Origin of the sequence: Jannaschia halovivens (genome assembly GCF_046452375.1) — a bacterium.
GTDB lineage: Bacteria > Pseudomonadota > Alphaproteobacteria > Rhodobacterales > Rhodobacteraceae > Jannaschia > Jannaschia halovivens.
In genome coordinates this window covers 276904-294855 of sequence record NZ_JBKFDJ010000001.1, presented here as the reverse complement: position 1 = coordinate 294855, position 17952 = coordinate 276904, and the positions used below count along the sequence as shown (strand labels likewise).

Annotated in this window: 18 protein-coding genes; 11 read left to right on the top strand and 7 right to left on the bottom strand. The window is 68.1% G+C overall.

Annotated elements, in window-relative coordinates:
- Positions 1–17: 17 nt before the first annotated feature.
- The 3 genes from ACK8OR_RS01535 to acnA all read right to left on the bottom strand — a co-directional run bounded on the left by ACK8OR_RS01535 (position 18) and on the right by acnA (position 4368).
- Complete coding sequence (locus tag ACK8OR_RS01535; RefSeq protein ID WP_410187714.1) at positions 18–707, bottom strand: HAD family hydrolase; 690 nt, start codon at positions 705–707, stop codon at positions 18–20.
- A gap of 42 nt (positions 708–749) precedes the next feature.
- Complete coding sequence (locus tag ACK8OR_RS01530; RefSeq protein ID WP_410187713.1) at positions 750–1436, bottom strand: DUF1223 domain-containing protein; 687 nt, start codon at positions 1434–1436, stop codon at positions 750–752.
- A 139-nt stretch (positions 1437–1575) separates the two neighbouring features.
- Positions 1576–4368 (bottom strand): aconitate hydratase AcnA, encoded by a 2793-nt coding sequence (acnA, locus tag ACK8OR_RS01525; RefSeq protein ID WP_410187712.1) that lies wholly within the window; start codon positions 4366–4368, stop codon positions 1576–1578.
- A 158-nt stretch (positions 4369–4526) separates the two neighbouring features.
- On the opposite strand from acnA, the gene ccmA reads away from it, so the two are divergent.
- The 6 genes from ccmA (at position 4527) to ACK8OR_RS01495 (ending at position 8093) form a co-directional block, all read left to right on the top strand.
- Entirely contained in the window at positions 4527–5162 is a 636-nt protein-coding gene (gene ccmA / locus ACK8OR_RS01520; RefSeq protein WP_410187711.1) for a heme ABC exporter ATP-binding protein CcmA, read from the top strand.
- A 58-nt stretch (positions 5163–5220) separates the two neighbouring features.
- Entirely contained in the window at positions 5221–5877 is a 657-nt protein-coding gene (ccmB, locus tag ACK8OR_RS01515) for a heme exporter protein CcmB (RefSeq protein ID WP_410187710.1), read from the top strand.
- Positions 5878–5955: 78 nt separating this feature from the next.
- Positions 5956–6597, top strand: coding sequence for a LysE family translocator (locus ACK8OR_RS01510; RefSeq protein ID WP_410187709.1), 642 nt, complete (start codon positions 5956–5958; stop codon positions 6595–6597).
- A 97-nt stretch (positions 6598–6694) separates the two neighbouring features.
- A complete protein-coding gene (gene ccmC / locus ACK8OR_RS01505; RefSeq protein WP_410187708.1) occupies positions 6695–7423 on the top strand; it encodes a heme ABC transporter permease CcmC in 729 nt (242 codons plus the stop codon).
- Positions 7420–7560 (top strand): heme exporter protein CcmD, encoded by a 141-nt coding sequence (gene ccmD, locus ACK8OR_RS01500; protein WP_410187707.1) that lies wholly within the window; start codon positions 7420–7422, stop codon positions 7558–7560. Before ccmC ends, ccmD begins: the two co-directional genes overlap by 4 nt.
- On the top strand, positions 7557–8093 hold the full coding sequence (locus tag ACK8OR_RS01495; protein WP_410187706.1) for a DsbE family thiol:disulfide interchange protein: 537 nt from the start codon (positions 7557–7559) through the stop codon (positions 8091–8093). The genes ccmD and ACK8OR_RS01495 overlap by 4 nt, the downstream gene beginning before the upstream one ends.
- Before the next feature lie 85 nt (positions 8094–8178).
- Here the strand turns inward: ACK8OR_RS01495 and galE are convergent, their stop codons facing one another.
- Positions 8179–9195: a UDP-glucose 4-epimerase GalE gene (gene galE, locus ACK8OR_RS01490; RefSeq protein WP_410187705.1), complete on the bottom strand. Its 1017-nt coding sequence runs from the start codon at positions 9193–9195 to the stop codon at positions 8179–8181.
- 135 nt (positions 9196–9330) lie between these two features.
- Here galE and ACK8OR_RS01485 point away from each other — a divergent pair, with 135 nt between their 5' ends.
- From ACK8OR_RS01485 to ACK8OR_RS01470, 4 genes are all read left to right on the top strand, one after another.
- Complete coding sequence (locus ACK8OR_RS01485) at positions 9331–10020, top strand: hypothetical protein (protein ID WP_410187704.1); 690 nt, start codon at positions 9331–9333, stop codon at positions 10018–10020.
- 74 nt (positions 10021–10094) lie between these two features.
- Complete coding sequence (locus tag ACK8OR_RS01480) at positions 10095–10946, top strand: GIY-YIG nuclease family protein (RefSeq protein ID WP_410187703.1); 852 nt, start codon at positions 10095–10097, stop codon at positions 10944–10946.
- A 74-nt stretch (positions 10947–11020) separates the two neighbouring features.
- Positions 11021–12982 carry a DNA topoisomerase IV subunit B gene (gene parE, locus ACK8OR_RS01475; protein WP_410187702.1) on the top strand — a complete coding sequence of 654 codons (1962 nt, stop codon included), beginning with the start codon at positions 11021–11023 and terminating at the stop codon, positions 12980–12982.
- On the top strand, positions 12979–13527 hold the full coding sequence (locus ACK8OR_RS01470; protein ID WP_410187701.1) for a hypothetical protein: 549 nt from the start codon (positions 12979–12981) through the stop codon (positions 13525–13527). The genes parE and ACK8OR_RS01470 overlap by 4 nt, the downstream gene beginning before the upstream one ends.
- Positions 13528–13567: 40 nt before the next feature.
- On the opposite strand, the gene ACK8OR_RS01465 is transcribed toward ACK8OR_RS01470, so the two are convergent.
- Entirely contained in the window at positions 13568–14581 is a 1014-nt protein-coding gene (locus ACK8OR_RS01465) for a polysaccharide pyruvyl transferase family protein (protein WP_410187700.1), read from the bottom strand.
- Positions 14582–14676: 95 nt separating this feature from the next.
- On the opposite strand from ACK8OR_RS01465, the gene ACK8OR_RS01460 reads away from it, so the two are divergent.
- Positions 14677–15339, top strand: coding sequence for a hypothetical protein (locus ACK8OR_RS01460; RefSeq protein WP_410187699.1), 663 nt, complete (start codon positions 14677–14679; stop codon positions 15337–15339).
- 11 nt (positions 15340–15350) lie between these two features.
- On the opposite strand, the gene ACK8OR_RS01455 is transcribed toward ACK8OR_RS01460, so the two are convergent.
- Together ACK8OR_RS01455 and ACK8OR_RS01450 are read right to left on the bottom strand one after the other, a co-directional pair.
- Positions 15351–17177: an ABC-F family ATP-binding cassette domain-containing protein gene (locus ACK8OR_RS01455; protein ID WP_410187698.1), complete on the bottom strand. Its 1827-nt coding sequence runs from the start codon at positions 17175–17177 to the stop codon at positions 15351–15353.
- A 48-nt stretch (positions 17178–17225) separates the two neighbouring features.
- The gene (locus ACK8OR_RS01450) at positions 17226–17885 is read right to left on the bottom strand and encodes a GNAT family N-acetyltransferase (RefSeq protein ID WP_410187697.1); all 660 of its coding nucleotides are present in this window, start codon (positions 17883–17885) and stop codon (positions 17226–17228) included.
- Positions 17886–17952 lie beyond the last annotated feature (67 nt).

The following is a 17952-nucleotide window of genomic DNA, read 5'->3' as shown; positions in this document are numbered from 1 at the left end:
AATGTCGCTTTCGGCGATCAGATCCGCCCGTCGAGCCATCCCGACAGTGCCGTGATGTCCGGGAGGACGTGATCCGCATGGGGTGCCAGCATCGCGGCATCCAGCGTGCCGGTCGTCACGCCGACGCCGATCATCCCCGCCCCGCGCGCCGCGTGCATGTCTGTCAGGCCGTCGCCGACCAGCGCCACCTCGGCGGGGTCGAAGCCCAGCGCGCGGGCGAAGTCGCGGGCCCCGTCGGGCGCGGGCTTCGGCCCGAAGCCGTCATCGGCGGCGACGATGCGCGAGAGATGCGGCATTGCACCCATCTCGGTCAGGTGGTGCAGCGCCTCGGCGCGGTGGGCGTTGGTGACCACGCCCAATGTCAGGCCCCTACCCCGGAGCGCGCACAGATAGGGCGGCAGGTCGGTCACCGTCACCTGCTGCACGGTCGCCACCTCGGCATCCCACCAGTCGGCCAACCGATGGGCGGACCATCCCGTCAGCGGCTCCAGCAGCGCGACGGTCTGGTCATGGGAGGCGGTGACGAAGCGGCCTTGCGGCAGGATGCGGTCGGCCAAGAGATCGACGCCGAAGATGTCGGCCACGGCCTCGGGGGACACATCCGTGTCGCGGGCCAGGCGACGCACCGCATTCGGCACCCACCCCTCCCACGTGGCGCGGAAGTCGGTGAAGGTGCCGTCCTTGTCGAAGAGAATCGCCCGGATCATAGAGGGACGGTGCCGCGTCCGCCTCCGGGCGTCCAGCGGGGGTCAGTCGGCTCGGACCGCGCCGATGATGGCGCCCGGATAGGCCCCGTCGAGCGCCTGCGCGACGACCACCTGACGCATGCCAGCGGGCGCATCGGGAATGGGGACCGAGGTCTCGGCGCCGTCCCATGTCCCGAGGTCGTCGATGGCGCGGACGATGCTGTGATAGGTCACGTCCTTGCCCGCGTTCTCACCGTGGAGGATGCGGACCTCGGCTTCGGGAAGGACGGTCAGAAGGACGAGGCGCGCGGGCCCGGTCAGCGCCGTCTCGGCGGCCATAACCTTGCGACCGTCACCACTCGACGCCATCCGCAGCACGTCGCCGGTCGCGCCCTCATGCGCGCGGATCGTGCCCGCAAGCGTCATGCCGTCGGCCCCCGCGATGCCATCCGTGCCGCCGACGATGAATTGCGGCGTGTAGACCGTGTTCGCCCCCTCTGCCGCGGCATAGGCCCGCTGGCGCGCGGTGTGGGCGGGGTCGGCGAAGGTGTCCTTCCAGCCGATCCAGTCCCAGTAATCGACATGGAACGACAGCGCGATGACCTCGTCGCTCTCGGCAAGCTGCCCCAGCATCTCGTCAGCGGGCGGGCAGGAGGAGCAGCCCTGCGAGGTATAGAGCTCGATCACCACCGGGTCGGCCGCAGCGGGCAGCGCGGCAAGGGCGGCGAAGGCAAGGGGGGCAAGGCGCATGGTGTCAGGGTCCGGGATCGTTCCTGTCCGATCTAGCGACCCCGCGCCTCGCTTACAAATCACCGCTTGGTGACGGCGCCCCCGAAACGCGTGACGGGCCCCGAAGGGCCCGCCCGCTAGATCGTCGATGGCGCGCGCGTCACTCGGCGGCGACGGGCGCCTGCGCGAGGTTGCGGAGCACGTAATGCAGGACGCCACCGTTCTTGATGTAGTCGATCTCGACCTCGGTATCGATACGGCACTTGAGGGTGACCGTCTGCTCGGTCCCGTCGGCCATCTTGATCGTGGCTTCGACCTCCTGCAGCGGCTTGACCTCCGCGAGACCGAGGATCGTCACCTCCTCCTCGCCGGTCAGGCCCAGACTGTCGCGGCTGTCACCGCCGGTGAACTCGAACGGGATCACGCCCATGCCGACGAGGTTCGAGCGATGAATGCGCTCGAAGCTCTCGGCGATGACGGCCTTGACGCCCAGAAGAGCCGTACCCTTGGCCGCCCAGTCCCGACTGGAGCCGGCGCCGTACTGCTCGCCCCCGAACACCACGAGCGGCACGCCCTTCTCCTGCCACGCCATCGCGGCGTCGTAGATCGAGGTCTGCGCGCCATCAGGACCCTTGGTGTAGCCGCCCTCGACCCCGTCCAGCATCTCGTTGCGGATGCGGATATTGGCGAAGGTGCCGCGCATCATCACCTCGTGATTGCCGCGCCGCGAGCCGTAGGAGTTGAACTCCCGCACCGGCACCTGGCGCTCCTTGAGGTACTGGCCCGCGGGCGAGCTTTCCTTGAACGAGCCGGCGGGCGAGATGTGGTCGGTCGTGATCATGTCGCCGAGAACGGCGAGGACGCGCGCGCCGACGACATCCTCGATGGCCCCGGGGTTCGGGTCCATGCCTTGGAAGTAGGGCGGGTTCTGGACGTAGGTGCTGGTCGGCGGCCAATCATAGGTTTCCTGCTGGGGCACCTCGACCGCCTGCCACTTCTCGTCGCCCTTGAAGACGTCGGCATACTTTTCCTGGAAGGCGGCGCGGGTGACGGTCGCCTCGACCAATTCGGCCACTTCCTGGGCCGACGGCCAGATATCCTTGAGGAAGACGTCGTTGCCGTCGCGATCCTGTCCCAGCGGCGCGGTCGTGATGTCGACATTCATGTCGCCGACCAGCGCATAGGCCACCACGAGCGGCGGCGAGGCGAGGTAGTTGGCGCGCACGTCGGGCGAGATCCGGCCCTCGAAGTTGCGATTCCCCGAAAGGACCGAGGTTGCGATCAGGTCGTGATCGTTGATCGTCTTGGAGATCTCGGGCGCCAGCGGGCCCGAGTTGCCGATGCAGGTCGTGCAGCCGTAGCCCACGAGGTTGAAGCCGATGGCGTCCAGGTCTTCCTGCAGGCCCGCCGCCTCGAGGTAGTGCGAGACGACCTGGCTGCCGGGGGCGAGCGACGTCTTCACCCAGGGCTTGCGGTTCAGCCCCAGCGCGCGCGCCTTCCGCGCCACGAGACCCGCCCCGATCATGACATAGGGGTTAGACGTGTTGGTGCAGGAGGTGATCGACGCGATGACGATGGAGCCGTCATGCAGGTCGGCGCGATCCGCCTCGCCGCCATGGACGTAGCCGCGTGCGTGGTGGCCCTCGTCGCCGGGGATATCGACCGGCTCCGGCGCGCCTCCCTCGCCTTCCCAACGGACCTCGGCGCGGGGGGATGCGTCCTTGCCCGAGCGAACGCCCTTGACGTACTGGCCGAATGCCTTGGCGGCATCGGTCAGCGCGATGAAGTCCTGCGGCCGCTTCGGGCCCGAGATCGCCGGCACGATCGTTCCCATGTCGAGGCTGAGCGTGTCGGTATAGACCGGCGCATAATCCGCATCCCGCCAGAAGCCGTTCTCCTTGGCGTAGGCCTCGACCAGCGCGATGCGGTCCTTGGCGCGGCCCGTATTCTCGAGATAGCGCAGCGTCTCGCCGTCGATGGGGAAGAAGCCGCAGGTCGCGCCGTATTCGGGCGCCATGTTGGCGATGGTCGCGCGATCGGCCAGCGGCAGGGTGTCGAGCCCCTTGCCGTAGAACTCGACGAACTTGCCGACGACACCCTTCTCGCGCAGCATCTCGACGACCTTGAGGACAAGGTCGGTGCCTGTCGTCCCTTCGGTCATCTCACCGGTCAGTTCGAAGCCCACGACCTCGGGGATCAGCATCGAGATCGGCTGGCCCAGCATCGCGGCCTCGGCCTCGATCCCGCCGACACCCCACCCGAGGACGGCCGCGCCGTTGACCATCGTCGTGTGGCTGTCGGTGCCGACCAGCGTGTCGGGATAGGCCACCGTCGCGCCGGTCTGGTCCTCGTCGGTCCAGACGGTCTGCGCGAGGTATTCGAGGTTCACCTGGTGACAGATGCCGGTGCCCGGCGGGACGACGCGAAAGTTGTTGAACGCGGTCTGGCCCCACTTGAGGAACTGGTAGCGCTCCATGTTGCGCTCGTATTCACGCTCCACATTGTGCTGGAAGGCGCGGGGATTTCCGAACTCGTCGATCATCACCGAGTGGTCGATCACCAGATCGACGGGGTTGAGCGGGTTGATCTTCTGCGCATCGCCGCCCAGCGCCTTGATGCCGTCGCGCATGGCGGCAAGGTCGACCACGGCGGGCACGCCGGTGAAGTCCTGCATCAGCACGCGCGCGGGTCGATAGGCAATCTCGCGCGGGTTGCGGCCGCCATTCGACGCCCACTCCGCAAAGGCCTTCACGTCGTCGACCGACACCGTGCGCCCGCCATCTTCGAAGCGGAGCATGTTCTCCAGCACCACCTTGAGCGCGGCCGGAAGCTTCGAGAAATCCCCCAGCCCCGCCTCGGTCGCGGCGGCAATGGAATAGTAGCTGACGGTCTGCTCGCCGACGGTCAGCTCGCGGCGGGTCTTGGCGGTATCGGTTCCGACTTGGACGGTCATCCTGGGATCTCCGGTTTGGGGGTGTTTGGGGCTTGGCCGTGCAATGCCCGATGCGGGCGCCTACATCAAGCGAAACCGGCATACCGTCGCATACAATGCTAGAAATCGCCGCGCTCCGGGCCTTCCCTCGCTCGCCGCGATGGGCCATCACGGGCGCGATGGACTTGCGCGTAGAACACCTGACCTGCCGCCGGGGCGCGGCGATCGTGCTGCGCGACGTCACCTTCGCGCTGCCCGCAGGCCGCGCCCTGATCCTGCGGGGGCCGAACGGCTCGGGGAAGACGACGCTCCTGCGCACGCTCGCGGGCCTGACCCCGCCGGTCGCCGGGACGATCTCGGGGGATGCGGACCACCTCGCCTACGGTGCCCATGCCGACGGGCTGAAGGCGCAGCTGAGCGTTGCCGAGAACCTCGCACTCTGGGCGGCGATCTTCGGCACCGGGCGCGACGGGATCGCGCGGGCTTTCGCGGCGTTCGACCTCGATACGCTCCGGGACCGCAAGGTGGCCGACCTCTCCGCCGGGCAGAAGCGGCGGGCGGGGCTTGCACGAATAATCCTGACCGGCCGTCCGATCTGGCTTCTGGACGAACCGACCGTTTCGCTCGATGCGGCGAATGTCGCACTCTTCGGGGTGGCCGTCCGCGCCCATCTGACCGGGGGCGGCAGCGCCATCGTCGCCACCCATATCGACCTCGGACTGGCCGACGCGGCCGATCTGGACCTCACGACCTTCGCGGCCGCTGCACATGGCGGACATACCGGCGCCGACCCCTTCGCGGAGGCCGTGGAGTGACGTCGACGCGACACCCCTGGCCCGCTCCCGCGCCAGCTCAGCCGGCGCGCGTGCGCCGATGCTAGCGCTGCTTCTTCGCGACCTGCGCCTGTCCCTCAGGGCGGGAGGCGGCTTCGGCCTCGGGCTCGGGTTCTTCCTGATCCTCGCCACGCTGGTCCCGCTCGCCGTCGGCCCCCAGCCCGAACGTCTCGCCCCGATCGCGCCCGGCATCCTCTGGCTCGGCGCACTCCTTGCATGTCTTCTCTCGCTCGATCGGCTCTTCGCGCTCGATGCCGAGGACGGCTCGCTCGACCTCCTCGCGACCGCGCCCCTGCCCCTCGAAGGCGTCGCGACCGTCAAATCCGCCGCACATTGGCTTACGACGGGACTGCCCATCACGGTCGCGGCCCCGGTCCTGTCGCTCCTGCTGTTCCTGCCGCCCGAGGGCCTGGCCTGGCTGTCCCTCTCGCTCCTGATCGGAACGCCAGCTTTGTCGTGGCTGGGCACCTTCGCCGCCGCGCTGACCGTCGGCCTCAAGCGCGGCTCGCTCCTGCTCTCGCTCCTCGTGCTCCCGCTCTACATCCCGACCCTCGTCTTCGGGGCCGAAGTTACCCGCCGCGGCACCGAGGGCCTGCCACTCGCCACGCCGCTGGCCCTTCTTGCAGGCATCACGCTGGGCTGCATGGCCCTTCTGCCCTTCGCCACGGCGGCAGCTCTTCGCGTCAACCTACGCTGACGGCCGGGACGCGATCCTTGCCGGATCGGGACAAATAGAACATAGTGGCAACATCTTTGTCCCACCCCGGAGGCTCCGATGTCCGAGCTCGCGCTCTACCTTCCCGGTATCCTGATGGCCTACGCGGCCTTCTTCCTCGCGATCTCCAGTCCCGGACCGAACGTGCTCGCGGTGATCGGCACCTCGATGGCGGTGGGCCGCCCGTCGGGCATGGCGCTGGCCTTGGGCGTGGCGACCGGCTCCTTCACCTGGGCGATGCTGACCGCGCTCGGGCTCTCGGCGGTGCTGGCGACCTATGCCTCCGCCCTTCTGGCCATCAAGATCGTCGGCGGGCTCTACCTGCTCTGGCTCGCCTACAAGGCGTTCCGCGCCGCGGTCGCGCATCAGGATGTCGATGCGAAGGCCCTCGCCGGCGGAGGGCGGACGCTCTGGGGCTACGCACGACGCGGCTATATCATCCAGATGACCAACCCCAAGGCAGCGCTGGCCTGGATCGCGATCATCTCGCTGGGGCTCGCGCCCGGCGCGCCCCTCTGGGTCGGGGCCGTGATCGTGCTGGGCACCTTCGCCCTCTCGATCGTGGTCCACCTCCTCTACGCGGTGGCCTTCTCGACGCCCCTGATGGTCGCCGCCTATGGCCGGGCGCGTCGCGTGATCCAGGCGACGCTGGGCACCTTCTTCGCCGTTGCGGGTCTACGCCTCCTGACCGACCGGTCCTGATCCGCCGGATCACGATCGGGCGAGAGCGCGGCCGATGCGCCGTTCCGTCCCAGAACGCCGCTTGTGACCGCCCGCCTGCGCCCCTAGGTTCCGCGCCATGTCGATCTGGGAATACGCCAACCCCCGCCGCTTCATGGCCTGGACCGCGACCGTCCAGCCCTGGGCCTGGGCGCTCGCCATCGCGCTGTCGGGGACGGGCCTGATCTGGGGGTTCTTCTTCACGCCGGAAGATTTCCGCATGGGGCACTCGGTCAAGATCATCTACATCCACGTGCCCTCGGCGTTTCTCGCGATCAATGCGTGGTTCATGATGCTGGTGACCTCGCTGATCTGGCTGATCCGCCGCCACCACGTCTCGGCGCTGGCCGCGCGCGCGGCGGCGCCCATCGGCCTCATCATGACGGTCGTCGCCCTGCTGACCGGCGCGATCTGGGGCAAGCCCATGTGGGGCACCTATTGGGAATGGGATCCGCGGCTGACCTCATTCCTCATCCTCGGGCTGTTCTACATCGGCTACGTCGCGCTCTGGTCTGCGATCGAGGACCAGGACCAAGCAGCAGACCTGACCGCGATCCTCTGCCTCGTGGGTTCGGTCTTCGCGGTGCTGTCGCGCTATGCCGCGCAGTTCTGGAACCAGGGCCTGCATCAGGGCGCATCCCTCTCGCTCGACGCCGAGGAGAACGTCGCCGACGTCTTCTGGCTGCCACTGGTGGTGACGCTGGCGGGCTTCGTCGCGCTTTTCGTGGCGCTGGTGCTCCTTCGGACGCGAACCGAGATCCGCCGCCGCCGCCTCCATGCCCTCGCCACGCGGGAGCGGATGGCATGACCGAATGGCTAGGCAAGTACGCCTTCGACATCCTCCTGGCTTACGGCCTCTCGATTGCGCTGATCCTCGGCCTCGTGATCCAGTCCATCGCCCGGTCCCGCGCCGTCAAGCGGGCCTTGGAGGAGCGCGGCGAATGAGATGGATCGCCCTTCTCCCGATCGCGATCTTCGCGGCCATGGCGGGGTTCTTCCTCTCGGGGCTGTTCCGCGACGATCCCGACGCGTTGCCCTCGGCCCTGATCGGCTCGCCCGCCCCCGCGATGACGTTGACCGAGCTGCCGGGCAAGGCGCCCCTGACCGACGCGATCCTGAGCGATGGCGCGGTGAAGATCGTCAATTTCTGGGCCAGCTGGTGCGTCCCCTGCCGCGTCGAGCATCCGCATCTCGAGGCCCTGGCCAAGGAGGTGCCGGTCTACGGGATCAACTACAAAGACCAGCCCGCGGATGCGCTCGCCTTTCTCGAAGAACTGGGCGATCCCTACGCGGCGATCGGAGTCGACGGCACGGCGCGCACGGGCATCGACTGGGGCCTCTACGGCGTGCCCGAGACCTTCGTGATCGCGGGCGACGGCACGGTGATGCTCCGCTTCGCGGGGCCGGTCACGTCCGACGTCATCACCCAGACGATCGCGCCCGCGCTCGATGCGGCGCGCGCTCGGTCGGGCGGCTAAAACCCCTTGCAAGGATTTTGGACAGGATCTTCGGCGAAGATCCTGATCCCCCCGGCGGCCCCGAAAGCACCGCCGCTCCGAGGCCTCACGAGTTGAAGCGCCACCCCTTGGCCTGCGCCTGCACCCAGGCCCAGCTCGAGGCGCACATCTCGTCGAGCCCGTATCGCGCCTCGAAGCCCAGTTCTTCCCGGGCCCGCGTCGGATCGGCGTAGAGCTTCGGCACGTCACCCGCGCGCCGCCCGACCACGCGATGCGGCAGGGCGCGGTCGATGGCGCGCTCGTAGGCGGCGTGCATCTCCAGCACGGAGACCGGGCTGCCCGTCCCGATGTTGAGGACATGGGACCGACCGTTCAGCAGCGCGCTCATCGACTGCACATGCGCCCGCGAGAGGTCCATGACGTGGATGTAGTCGCGCCACGCCGTGCCGTCCGGCGTGGCGTAATCGTCTCCGAAGACCTGCAGCTCCGGCAACTCGCCCAGCGCGACCTTCGCCATGTAGGGCATGAGGTTGTCGGGCACGCCGCGCGGATCCTCGCCGATCAGCGCGCTCTCGTGGGCACCGACCGGATTGAAATACCGCAGCACCCCCGTCACCCAGGGATCGGCGTCCGCGGCCTGCGCCAGGATGCGCTCGCAGGTCAGCTTGGTGAAGGCATAGGGCGAGGTATACGAAAGCGGCGCCGTCTCGGGTATGGGAAAGACCGCCGGTGCGCCATAGACCGTGGCCGTCGACGAGAACACGATCCGCCAGACGCCGGCGGCCTTCATCGCCTGCATCAGCGTCATCAGCCCGCCGATATTGGTCTCGAAGTAATCGAGGGGTCGCGCCACGCTTTCGCCCACCGCCTTGAGCGCCGCGAAATGCACCACGCCGTCGATGCCGCGCCCCGCGAAGACCCCGTCCAGCGCCGCCCGATCGAGCACGGAGCCGCGCACGAGGTCCACCGTCCCCCCCGTCAGCCGCGTCAGTCGGTCGATCACGTCCGGATCGCTGTTGGAGAAATCATCGAGGATCGTCACCTCGTGCCCCGCCTCGCAGAGCGCGACATAGGTGTGGGAGCCGATATACCCGGCCCCCCCGGTCAGGAGGATGCGTGCCATGCCCCGGTCGTGCGCAACGGGCGCGATCTTTGCAAGCGTTTCCATTCTGGATGCCAAAATGGTCCAGTCTTAGCCAAAATGCGCCGCAATGGCGCTGTAGGTCATCGGCATCTGTTACCGAGGACCCATAGTTTCATGCCCAACTTCATTTCCGAGGAATCCGGTGCCGTTACCGTTGATTGGACCGTTCTGACCGCAGGCCTTGTCGGCCTCGGCCTCGCAGTTGCGGGCGTGGCCAGCACGGGTGTCCAGTCGACCAGCAATGATATCGACGAGACGTTGCGCGGCGTCAGCATCATCTCCGCGTTCTCCGGAGTCATCTCAAACATCGACTTCACCGGCGGAGATCGCGGCGGTTGGACCGCAGGCGAGGTCGTCGACATCGCCGGTTTCGGCGAGATTCTTGTGATTCCGCGCGGTGGCGAGACGGCCTATCTCCCCATCGACGTGCGCGACAGCGATGCCTATGCCGTGGTCGAATTCGACATGATCTTCGGGGACAGCTGGGACAGCGAGACGGGCACGATCTCCATCGCGGGCGAAGAGGTCGTCGTGGGCACCCATTCCTGGCGCGAAGGCGAACCCGACGTGAAGGTCATCGAGGGCGCGAACGACACCACGGTCACGCTGACCCGCTCCTCGCGCGGCTCGGGCACGTTCCGCACCGGCGGGTCGAGCGAGGACTACACCTACCGGGTGCAGGTCGTGGCCGCCAATGATGGGCGCGACCTCGCCCTCGGTGCCAGCACGACCCTCAACTCCGGGTATCAGGACGAGTTCTTCGGCATCGACAACGTGACGGTCAGCGGCTCGAACTCGCGCTGATCCCCGCGTCACGGCCCGGGTCCTGTCCCGGCATTCGGACTTGCGCCGGCCGCCGCGGGGCGGATGATATCCCGATGGCTCTGTTCCAGTTTCAGGACGTTTTCCGGCATCACGGCATCGACCCGAGACACACGCGCCTCGTACGCCACGACAATCGCGCGGTCGCCGCGCTCCGAACGGGTGGCCTGCCCGCGTTCGCATCCTTCGCGAGCATCCAGATCGCGAGCCGGTCGCCCTACAAGGGCGCAACGATGGCCGCCCAGTTCCTGCCGGGGCCGATCCTCGCGGATGGTGATGTCTCGGCACTCTTTCTCGGCGTCACCCGTATCATCGACCGGTTTCCCTGGCGAGGCGACCGGCTGCCGCGCCTTGCGGCACCCGGGATTCTCGCCGCCGAGTCCGTTGCCACGGATCGCAGCGCCTACGATCTCGAATGGATCGACGACATCGCGCCCTATTCCGAGCGGCTCTTGATCCGCTGGGGTCGACCGAACTCGGCGCGCGCATGGAGCCAATGGGCCGATCGGAACACGAAGGACATCGTCGAGCTTCGCCGCCTTGTCGAGGAGCCGCCCTTCCCCGGCTTCGGCGATCTGAGCGTCGCCGTATCGGACCTGCCCCTGCGTCCCGCTGCGTGGCACGCGGCGCTCGCGTCGGTGCGCGGCATCTATCTCCTCGTGGCGCCCGACGGCAGCCAGTATGTCGGCAGCGCGACCGGCGCCGACGGCATACTCGGCCGCTGGCTTGCCTATGCCCATGATGGTCACGGCGGAAACGTCATGCTGCAGGCCGCGATGCATGCCGACTACACGGCCTCGATCCTTGAAATCGCGTCACCTGCGGATTCGCCGCGCGACATCCTCGCGCGGGAGGCGTTCTGGAAGCGGAAACTCGGCACCCGTGCGCATGGGCTGAATGCGAACTGAGGCACGAGCCGCCCTTCCCCCACCCCTCCATATCGCCTATCTTGAGGCCAATCACACAAGATAGAGCAGCCGATATGCCCGACGACCTCCTCAAGGGCGCCGCCCCGACCGAGACCTACGACGCCGCCTCCATCGAGGTGCTCGAAGGGCTCGAGCCGGTGCGCAAGCGACCGGGCATGTATATCGGCGGTACGGACGAGCGGGCGCTGCACCACATGGTCGCCGAAGTGCTCGACAATTCGATGGACGAGGCGGTCGCGGGCCATGCCAACCGCATCGAGGTGACGCTTCACGCCGACAATTCCGTCACGGTGCGCGACAACGGGCGCGGCATCCCCGTCGATCCCCACCCGAAGTTCCCCGACAAGTCCGCGCTCGAGGTCATCCTCTGCACGCTGCATGCGGGCGGCAAGTTCTCGGGCAAGGCCTACCAGACGTCGGGCGGCCTGCACGGCGTCGGCGCGTCGGTCGTCAACGCGCTGTCGGACAGCATGGTCGTGCAGGTGGCCCGCGACCGCGAACTCCACGAGCAGCGCTTCTCGCGTGGCCTGCCGCTCGGCCCGGTCGAGAAGATCGGCGCGGCCCCCAACCGGCGCGGCACCACCGTCACCTTCCACGCCGACGAGCAGATCTTCGGCCATCACCGCCTGAAGCCCGCGCGCCTCTTCAAGTCGATCCGCTCGAAGGCCTACCTCTTCTCGGGCGTCGAGATCCGCTGGACCTCCGAGATCGACGACGGCGAGACCCCGACCGAGGCCAATTTCCACTTCCCCGGCGGCCTCTCCGACTACCTCTCGGAGACGTTGGGCGGGGCCACGACCTATGCCGATGCGGCCTTCGCGGGCACCGTCGAGTTCCAAGAGAAGTTCGGCCAGCCGGGCAAGGTCGAATGGGCGATCAACTGGACGCCCGCGCGCGACGGCTTCATCCAGTCCTACTGCAACACGGTCCCCACGCCCGAGGGCGGCACGCATGTCGCGGGCTTCTGGGCGGCGATCCTCAAGGGGATCAAGGCCTATGGCGAGCTTGCGAACAACAAGAAGGCGGCGCAGATCACGCGCGACGACCTCATCTCGGGCGGCTGCGCGCTGGTGTCGTGCTTCATCGCCGAGCCGGCCTTCGTCGGCCAGACCAAGGACCGACTCTCGACCGAGGCCGCCGCCAAGATGACCGAAGGGGCCGTGCGCGACCGCTTCGACAACTGGCTGGCGGGGGACACGAAATCGGCGGGCGCGATCCTCGACTTCCTCGTACTGCGCGCCGAGGAGCGGCTGAAGCGCCGGCAGGAGAAGGAGACCGCGCGCAAATCCGCGACCAAGCGGCTGCGCCTGCCCGGCAAGCTGGTCGATTGCTCCGCCTCGACGCGCGACGGCACCGAGCTCTTCATCGTCGAGGGGGATTCGGCCGGCGGCTCCGCCAAGATGGCCCGCGACCGCAAGACCCAGGCCCTCCTGCCGCTCCGGGGCAAGATCCTGAACGTGCTGGGCGCGGCCTCGTCCAAGCTCGGCTCCAACGCCGAGATCAGCGATCTGACACAGGCGCTCGGCGTCGGGCTGGGCACGAAGTTCGTCCTCGACGACCTGCGCTACGACAAGGTCATCATCATGACCGACGCCGACGTGGACGGGGCGCATATCGCCTCGCTCCTGATGACGTTCTTCTTCACCCAGATGCGGCCCATGATCGACGCGGGCCACCTCTACCTCGCCTGCCCGCCCCTCTTCCGCCTGACCCAAGGGGCCAGGCGCGTCTACTGCATCGACGAGATCGAGCGGGACGCCTGGCTGGAGAAGGGCCTCGGCGGCAAGGGCAAGATCGACGTCTCGCGCTTCAAGGGCCTGGGCGAGATGGACGCCAAGGACCTCAAGGAAACCACGATGGACCCGAAGTCCCGCAAGCTCATCCGCGTGACCGTCGACGAGGACGCACCGGGCGAGACCGGCGACCTCGTGGAGCGCCTGATGGGCAAGAAGCCGGAGATGCGGTTTCAGTATATCTCGGAGAATGCCCGGTTTGCGGGGGAGTTGGATGTTTGACCCGATGGACGGATCCGTCTTGGAGTATCTGGATCGGTAGCGGATTTTGGCTCGGGTTCTCGCTCTCTGCATTCCGTGCGGGGGATGGCGCTCTTTTCCAAGCAGCCGGCGCCTACCCAATTTGCACGGCAATAATTGCATTCGTTCTTTGGCGCGAGATCGAGACGATAAAGGTCCAAGATCTCTTGGGAAAGCATTCCAGTTCGCTTCAGGCCAATGCTGATGGCCTGAGAGCATTTACCGCCACAATGATGGAATTTGCATACGGCATCGACACTGTCGCAAATCATGCGGTACAGAAAGCGTTCTATCCAAATAGCTTTCAGACGATACCAAGGATATCTGGACCACGCGATAGATTGGCAAATGAATTTGAGAAGATTAATGACGCCTTTCGCGAGACGTCAGAAACGATTCATCGCTTTCAACGGTATTCGATTGCCGTAAGATCTGAGAGTTTGAGAAGGGTCAAATTGACCCTTGCAGAGGTCATTCTTCTCTTAATTGGTACGATGCAGTGGGCTTTCGGATATCTACTCTTCTGACCGGCAAGGCGCGTTATGAACGACGGCAGCGTATTCGTAGCTAGATCATCCCCCCCAATCGCTCGCCCAAATCCCCCACCAACCGATCCCGCACCGCATCCTCGCTGAGCGCCCCCTCGCACCCCGCCAGCCGCTCGAGATACGCCGCGACATCCTCACGATACCCGCGGTTCCACGACCCCATCCCCAGCCCGTCGCGGCGTGCGCGCAAGCTGTCGAGGACCCTGCCCCGGACGTCCCGCGCGACGCCCTTGGCGCGAGTCTTCAGCCGGTAGGCGGCGCCCGCGTCGCTGACGGCGGCGGCGGGGGCGTAGGGGAAGTCGTCGGCGGTGTAGGTGCGCGGGTCGGGAGACGGCATCTCGCGGCTGGGCCGAACCCGCTGGATCAGGGCGTCCACGATGTCCGACGGCGGCAGGGCGCGGGTCTCGTAGGGGACGCCGATGGACATGCACCAGTCGACCCATTTGAAGTGCAGCACCCGGTTCGCCGAGGCCACGGGAACCCAGGGCGTGCGGAAGTAGTCGGCGAAGATCGCGCCATGCAGGCTCTCGGTCACGACAAGGCGCGCGGCGGCGATGCGGCGCAGGATCGACGGCCCATCGTCCAGCGGATCCACGTAAGCGAGGCCCGCCATCGCGCAGACCGGCGCCCAGTTGCCATAGGCAGCCGAGGTCCAGTGCGGGATGAAGAGCACCTCGCCGCCGGTGTCGAACGTGCCCTGCCATTCCGGCAGCTGCCCGATCAGCCACGCGCCGTCGGTCACCGCGGCCTGCGGGTCCAGCCCGTAATGCCGCGCCGTCAGGGGCCCGCGCACGCAATGGACCGTCCAGCCCCGCGCCGTCTCGGGCGGCGGCGGCGGGCCGTAGCCGGAGCCCGTGCCGAAGACGTGCTTCTTGCCCGGCACCCGGTCGAGGTCGGATTTCAGGAGCGAGCCCACGCCCACCAGCACCTCGTCATCCTCGCGCGCGAGCAATTCGGGGATCAGCCGCGGCCAGAGCCACGAATTGATGTGGTCGCCGAAATTGGTCGAGGTGGCGTTGTAGAACAGGCGCATGGGCGGCTCCGGAGGCGTGCCCCTCGCTAGCCCGTGATCGCGCGTCGGGCCAGTCGCACTGGTATCCCCGGCCCCGGTCGTGGCACTCTCGCACCATGCTGCGTGCGCTTCTCCTGACGCTCCTCCTGGCCGCCTGCGGGCGCGGCCTGACGCCGGCCGAGGTGGCGCTCCTGCAACCGCTCCATGGCGCGACGCTCGACACGGGTGCGGTGCGGATCGTGCGGGCGCCCGGCCTCGGCGCGTTCCCGATCACCTACGACGCGCGGCCCCGCACCACCTGCCGCGAGCGGATCGGCCCGCCCCCGGCCCGCGCCCGCATCACCGCGCGGACCGGCGGTCTCGTCCTCTTCGAGACGCTGCTGCTCCGGCCGGACCTGGCCCGGAGCGACTTCGCGGGCGCACCGCTGGACCTGTCGCTGGCGATGTTCCTCGCCCACGAGATGACCCATGTCTGGCAGTGGCAGAACCGCGCATGGACGGGCTACCACCCGGCGCGCGCGTTCACCGAGCAGGTGACGATCGACGATCCCTACCTCCTCGATCCCGATCCGACGCGGGGGTTCCTCGCCCATGGCTACGAGCAGCAGGCCAGCCTCGTGGAGGAATATCTCTGCTGCGCGACGCTCGATCCGACCGGTGGGCGCACCGTGCGGCTCCACGCGCTCCTGCGGGAGGTGATGCCCGTGGCCGACCCCGCGACCTTCCCCCGCCGGGTCACGGTGCCCTGGGCCGAAGATCTCGACGGCATCTGTTCCTGAGGCGCGGGACGCTACGCCTGCTCGGCGCGTTCCTCCAGCGACAGCCACTCCGTTTCGGCAGCCGAAAGCTTCGCCTGCCGCTCCACGAGACCGTCCGTGGCCTTCGCGAACTTGGCGGGCGCGGTGGTGAAGAGCGTCGGGTCCGAAAGGAACGCTTCGAGCTTGGCAATCTCTGCCTCGAGCCGCGCGATCTCGCCGGGGAGCGCGTCGAGCCGGTGCCGTTCAGTGTAGCTCAGCCCGGCGGTCGCAGGCCGCGTCGGGGCGGAGGTGGGGCCCGTGTCCGAACCCCTTGATCTGGTTCTGGTTTCACCCGCGAACACCGTCGCCCGCGCGCCTCGCTGGTCGATATAGTCGCTCCAGCCGCCGGGATAGACCTGCACCGCGCCGCCGCCTTCCATCGCGACGGTCTGGGTGGCGATCCGGTCGAGAAAGTCGCGGTCGTGACTGACCAGAAGGACGGTCCCGTCATACTCGCCCAACACGTCCTGGAGGAGATCCAGCGTCTCGACATCGAGGTCGTTGGTCGGCTCGTCCAGCACGAGGAGGTTGCTCGGGAGGGCCATGATCCGCGCCAGCAGAAGCCGGGCCTTCTCGCCCCCCGAAAGCGAGCGGACGGGGGCCTTCAGCTGCCGGTCGTCGAAGAGGAAATCCTTCAGGTAGCCCGCGACGTGACGCGGCGTGCCGCGCACCATCACCTGGTCGGACGCGCCCGAGACGCCCAGCAAAGGGTCGAGCGTCAGCGAGTCCCAGAGCGTGGCCTTCGGGTCGAGCTTGGCGCGCGCCTGGTCGAAGACGGCGATCTCGAGATTGGTGCCGTGTTTGACAGTCCCCGCATCGGGCGCGACCTCGCCCAGAAGGATCTTCAGGAGCGTGGTCTTGCCCACGCCATTCGGTCCGACGAAGGCGATGCGGTCGCCGCGCAGCACGCGCAGGTCGAGATCGCGCACGATTGGCATGTCTCCAAAGGCCTTGGTCAGACCCGTGGCCTCGATCACCCGCTTGCCGCTCGCCTGCCCCGAATCGAGTTCCAGCGCGGCCGTCCCGGCGCGCCGGATCTGCGCGGAGCGTTCCGCACGGAGGTCGGCCAGCGCGCGAACGCGGCCCTGGTTGCGCTTGCGGCGGGCCGAGATCCCTTCGACGGCCCAGCGCGCCTCGGCCTTGATCTTGCGATCGAGCTTGTGCCGCTTCTGGTCTTCCTCCGCCCAGACGGTGTCGCGCCAGGCTTCGAAGGCGTCGAAGCCCTTCTCCTGCCGCCGGACGGTACCGCGATCGATCCAGAGCGTGGCGCGGGTCAGCGCGCGCAGGAAGGCCCGGTCGTGGGAAATCAGGACATAGGCCGCACGGGTCAATTGTAGCTCCGCCTCCAGCCACGCGATGGCCTCGATGTCGAGATGGTTCGTCGGCTCGTCGAGGAGCATCAGCTCGGGCGCCTCGCCCAGGAGCTTGGCCAGCGCCGCACGCCGCCTCTCGCCGCCCGACGCGGCATCCGGGCTGGCATCGAGCCGCAGCTTCAGGCCCTCGGCGGCGGCCTCGACGCGCCAGGCCTCGGACGGATCGAGGCCCGAGACGGCATAATCGCCCAACGTCGCGAAGCCCGACAGGTCAGGGTCCTGCTCCATGTAACCGACGGAGGTGCCGGGGCTCAGCGTGCGGGCGCCGTTATCGGCATCAACCAACCCGGCCATCACCTTCATCAGCGTCGATTTGCCCGATCCGTTCCGCCCGACCAGCGCCACGCGGTCGCCCGGCTGGACGACGAGGCCCAGCTCGGAAAACACCGGCTCTCCCCCGAAGGTCAGCGAGATGTCGGTCAGTTGCAGAAGAGGTGCGCGCGCCATGGCGGCCGAGCTAGCCCCGCCCTGGCGCGGCGTCAATCGGATGGGCCGTCAGGCCGCATCCAGAAGGCCCGTCAGCGCCGCGGCGCGCGCGGGCGGGATCGACGCGACGGGCAGCGCGGTGAAGACGTGCAGCGTATCTAGATCGCGGTCGATCACGGCCCGGTCCGAGACCCCGGCCCCAAGCGCCAGCCAGCCCCTGAGGAGCGGCGGCACCGGCCCGGGCCGGTCGGGGAGCGCCACGGTCTCGGATGCGGTCGGCCGCGGTCGCCACGCGGCCGGGGCCTCCCGACCGCGAAGCCGCGCCATGCCCGCGCCATCCGACGGAAAGGACGAGCAGCCGTAGAGCGCGCCGATCCGCTCGGCGATCACGACCTGCGCCATCGCGGCCAACAGGAGCCGGGGCACGTCTGGGTCGTTGAGGCTCGGCGCAAGCGCCACGCGTCCGACCTCCAGCGCGCGGGGGAAGGCTTTGGCGAACGCGCCCAGATCGTAGAACTGCCCGGTATACCCGGCGGTCGCGTCGTGCTGGACCGTAAGGCGCGCGCAGGCGACGACGCCCTCGGCACCGGCGACGGTCAGGTGGTGCGCCTCGGCATCGAAGGCGTCGCGGTCGCACCCGCCACCCCGGAAGGCCGCAGACCGCAACCGCAACGCGTCGCCCGCATCCTCCCCGAGCCGCACGCGCCAGCGTCCCGCCTGCCGATCCATCCCGCACCTCGCCCTTGGCGGACCCGGCCGCCCGGCCTATCTGCATGACGCCAAGACCCGATGCGAG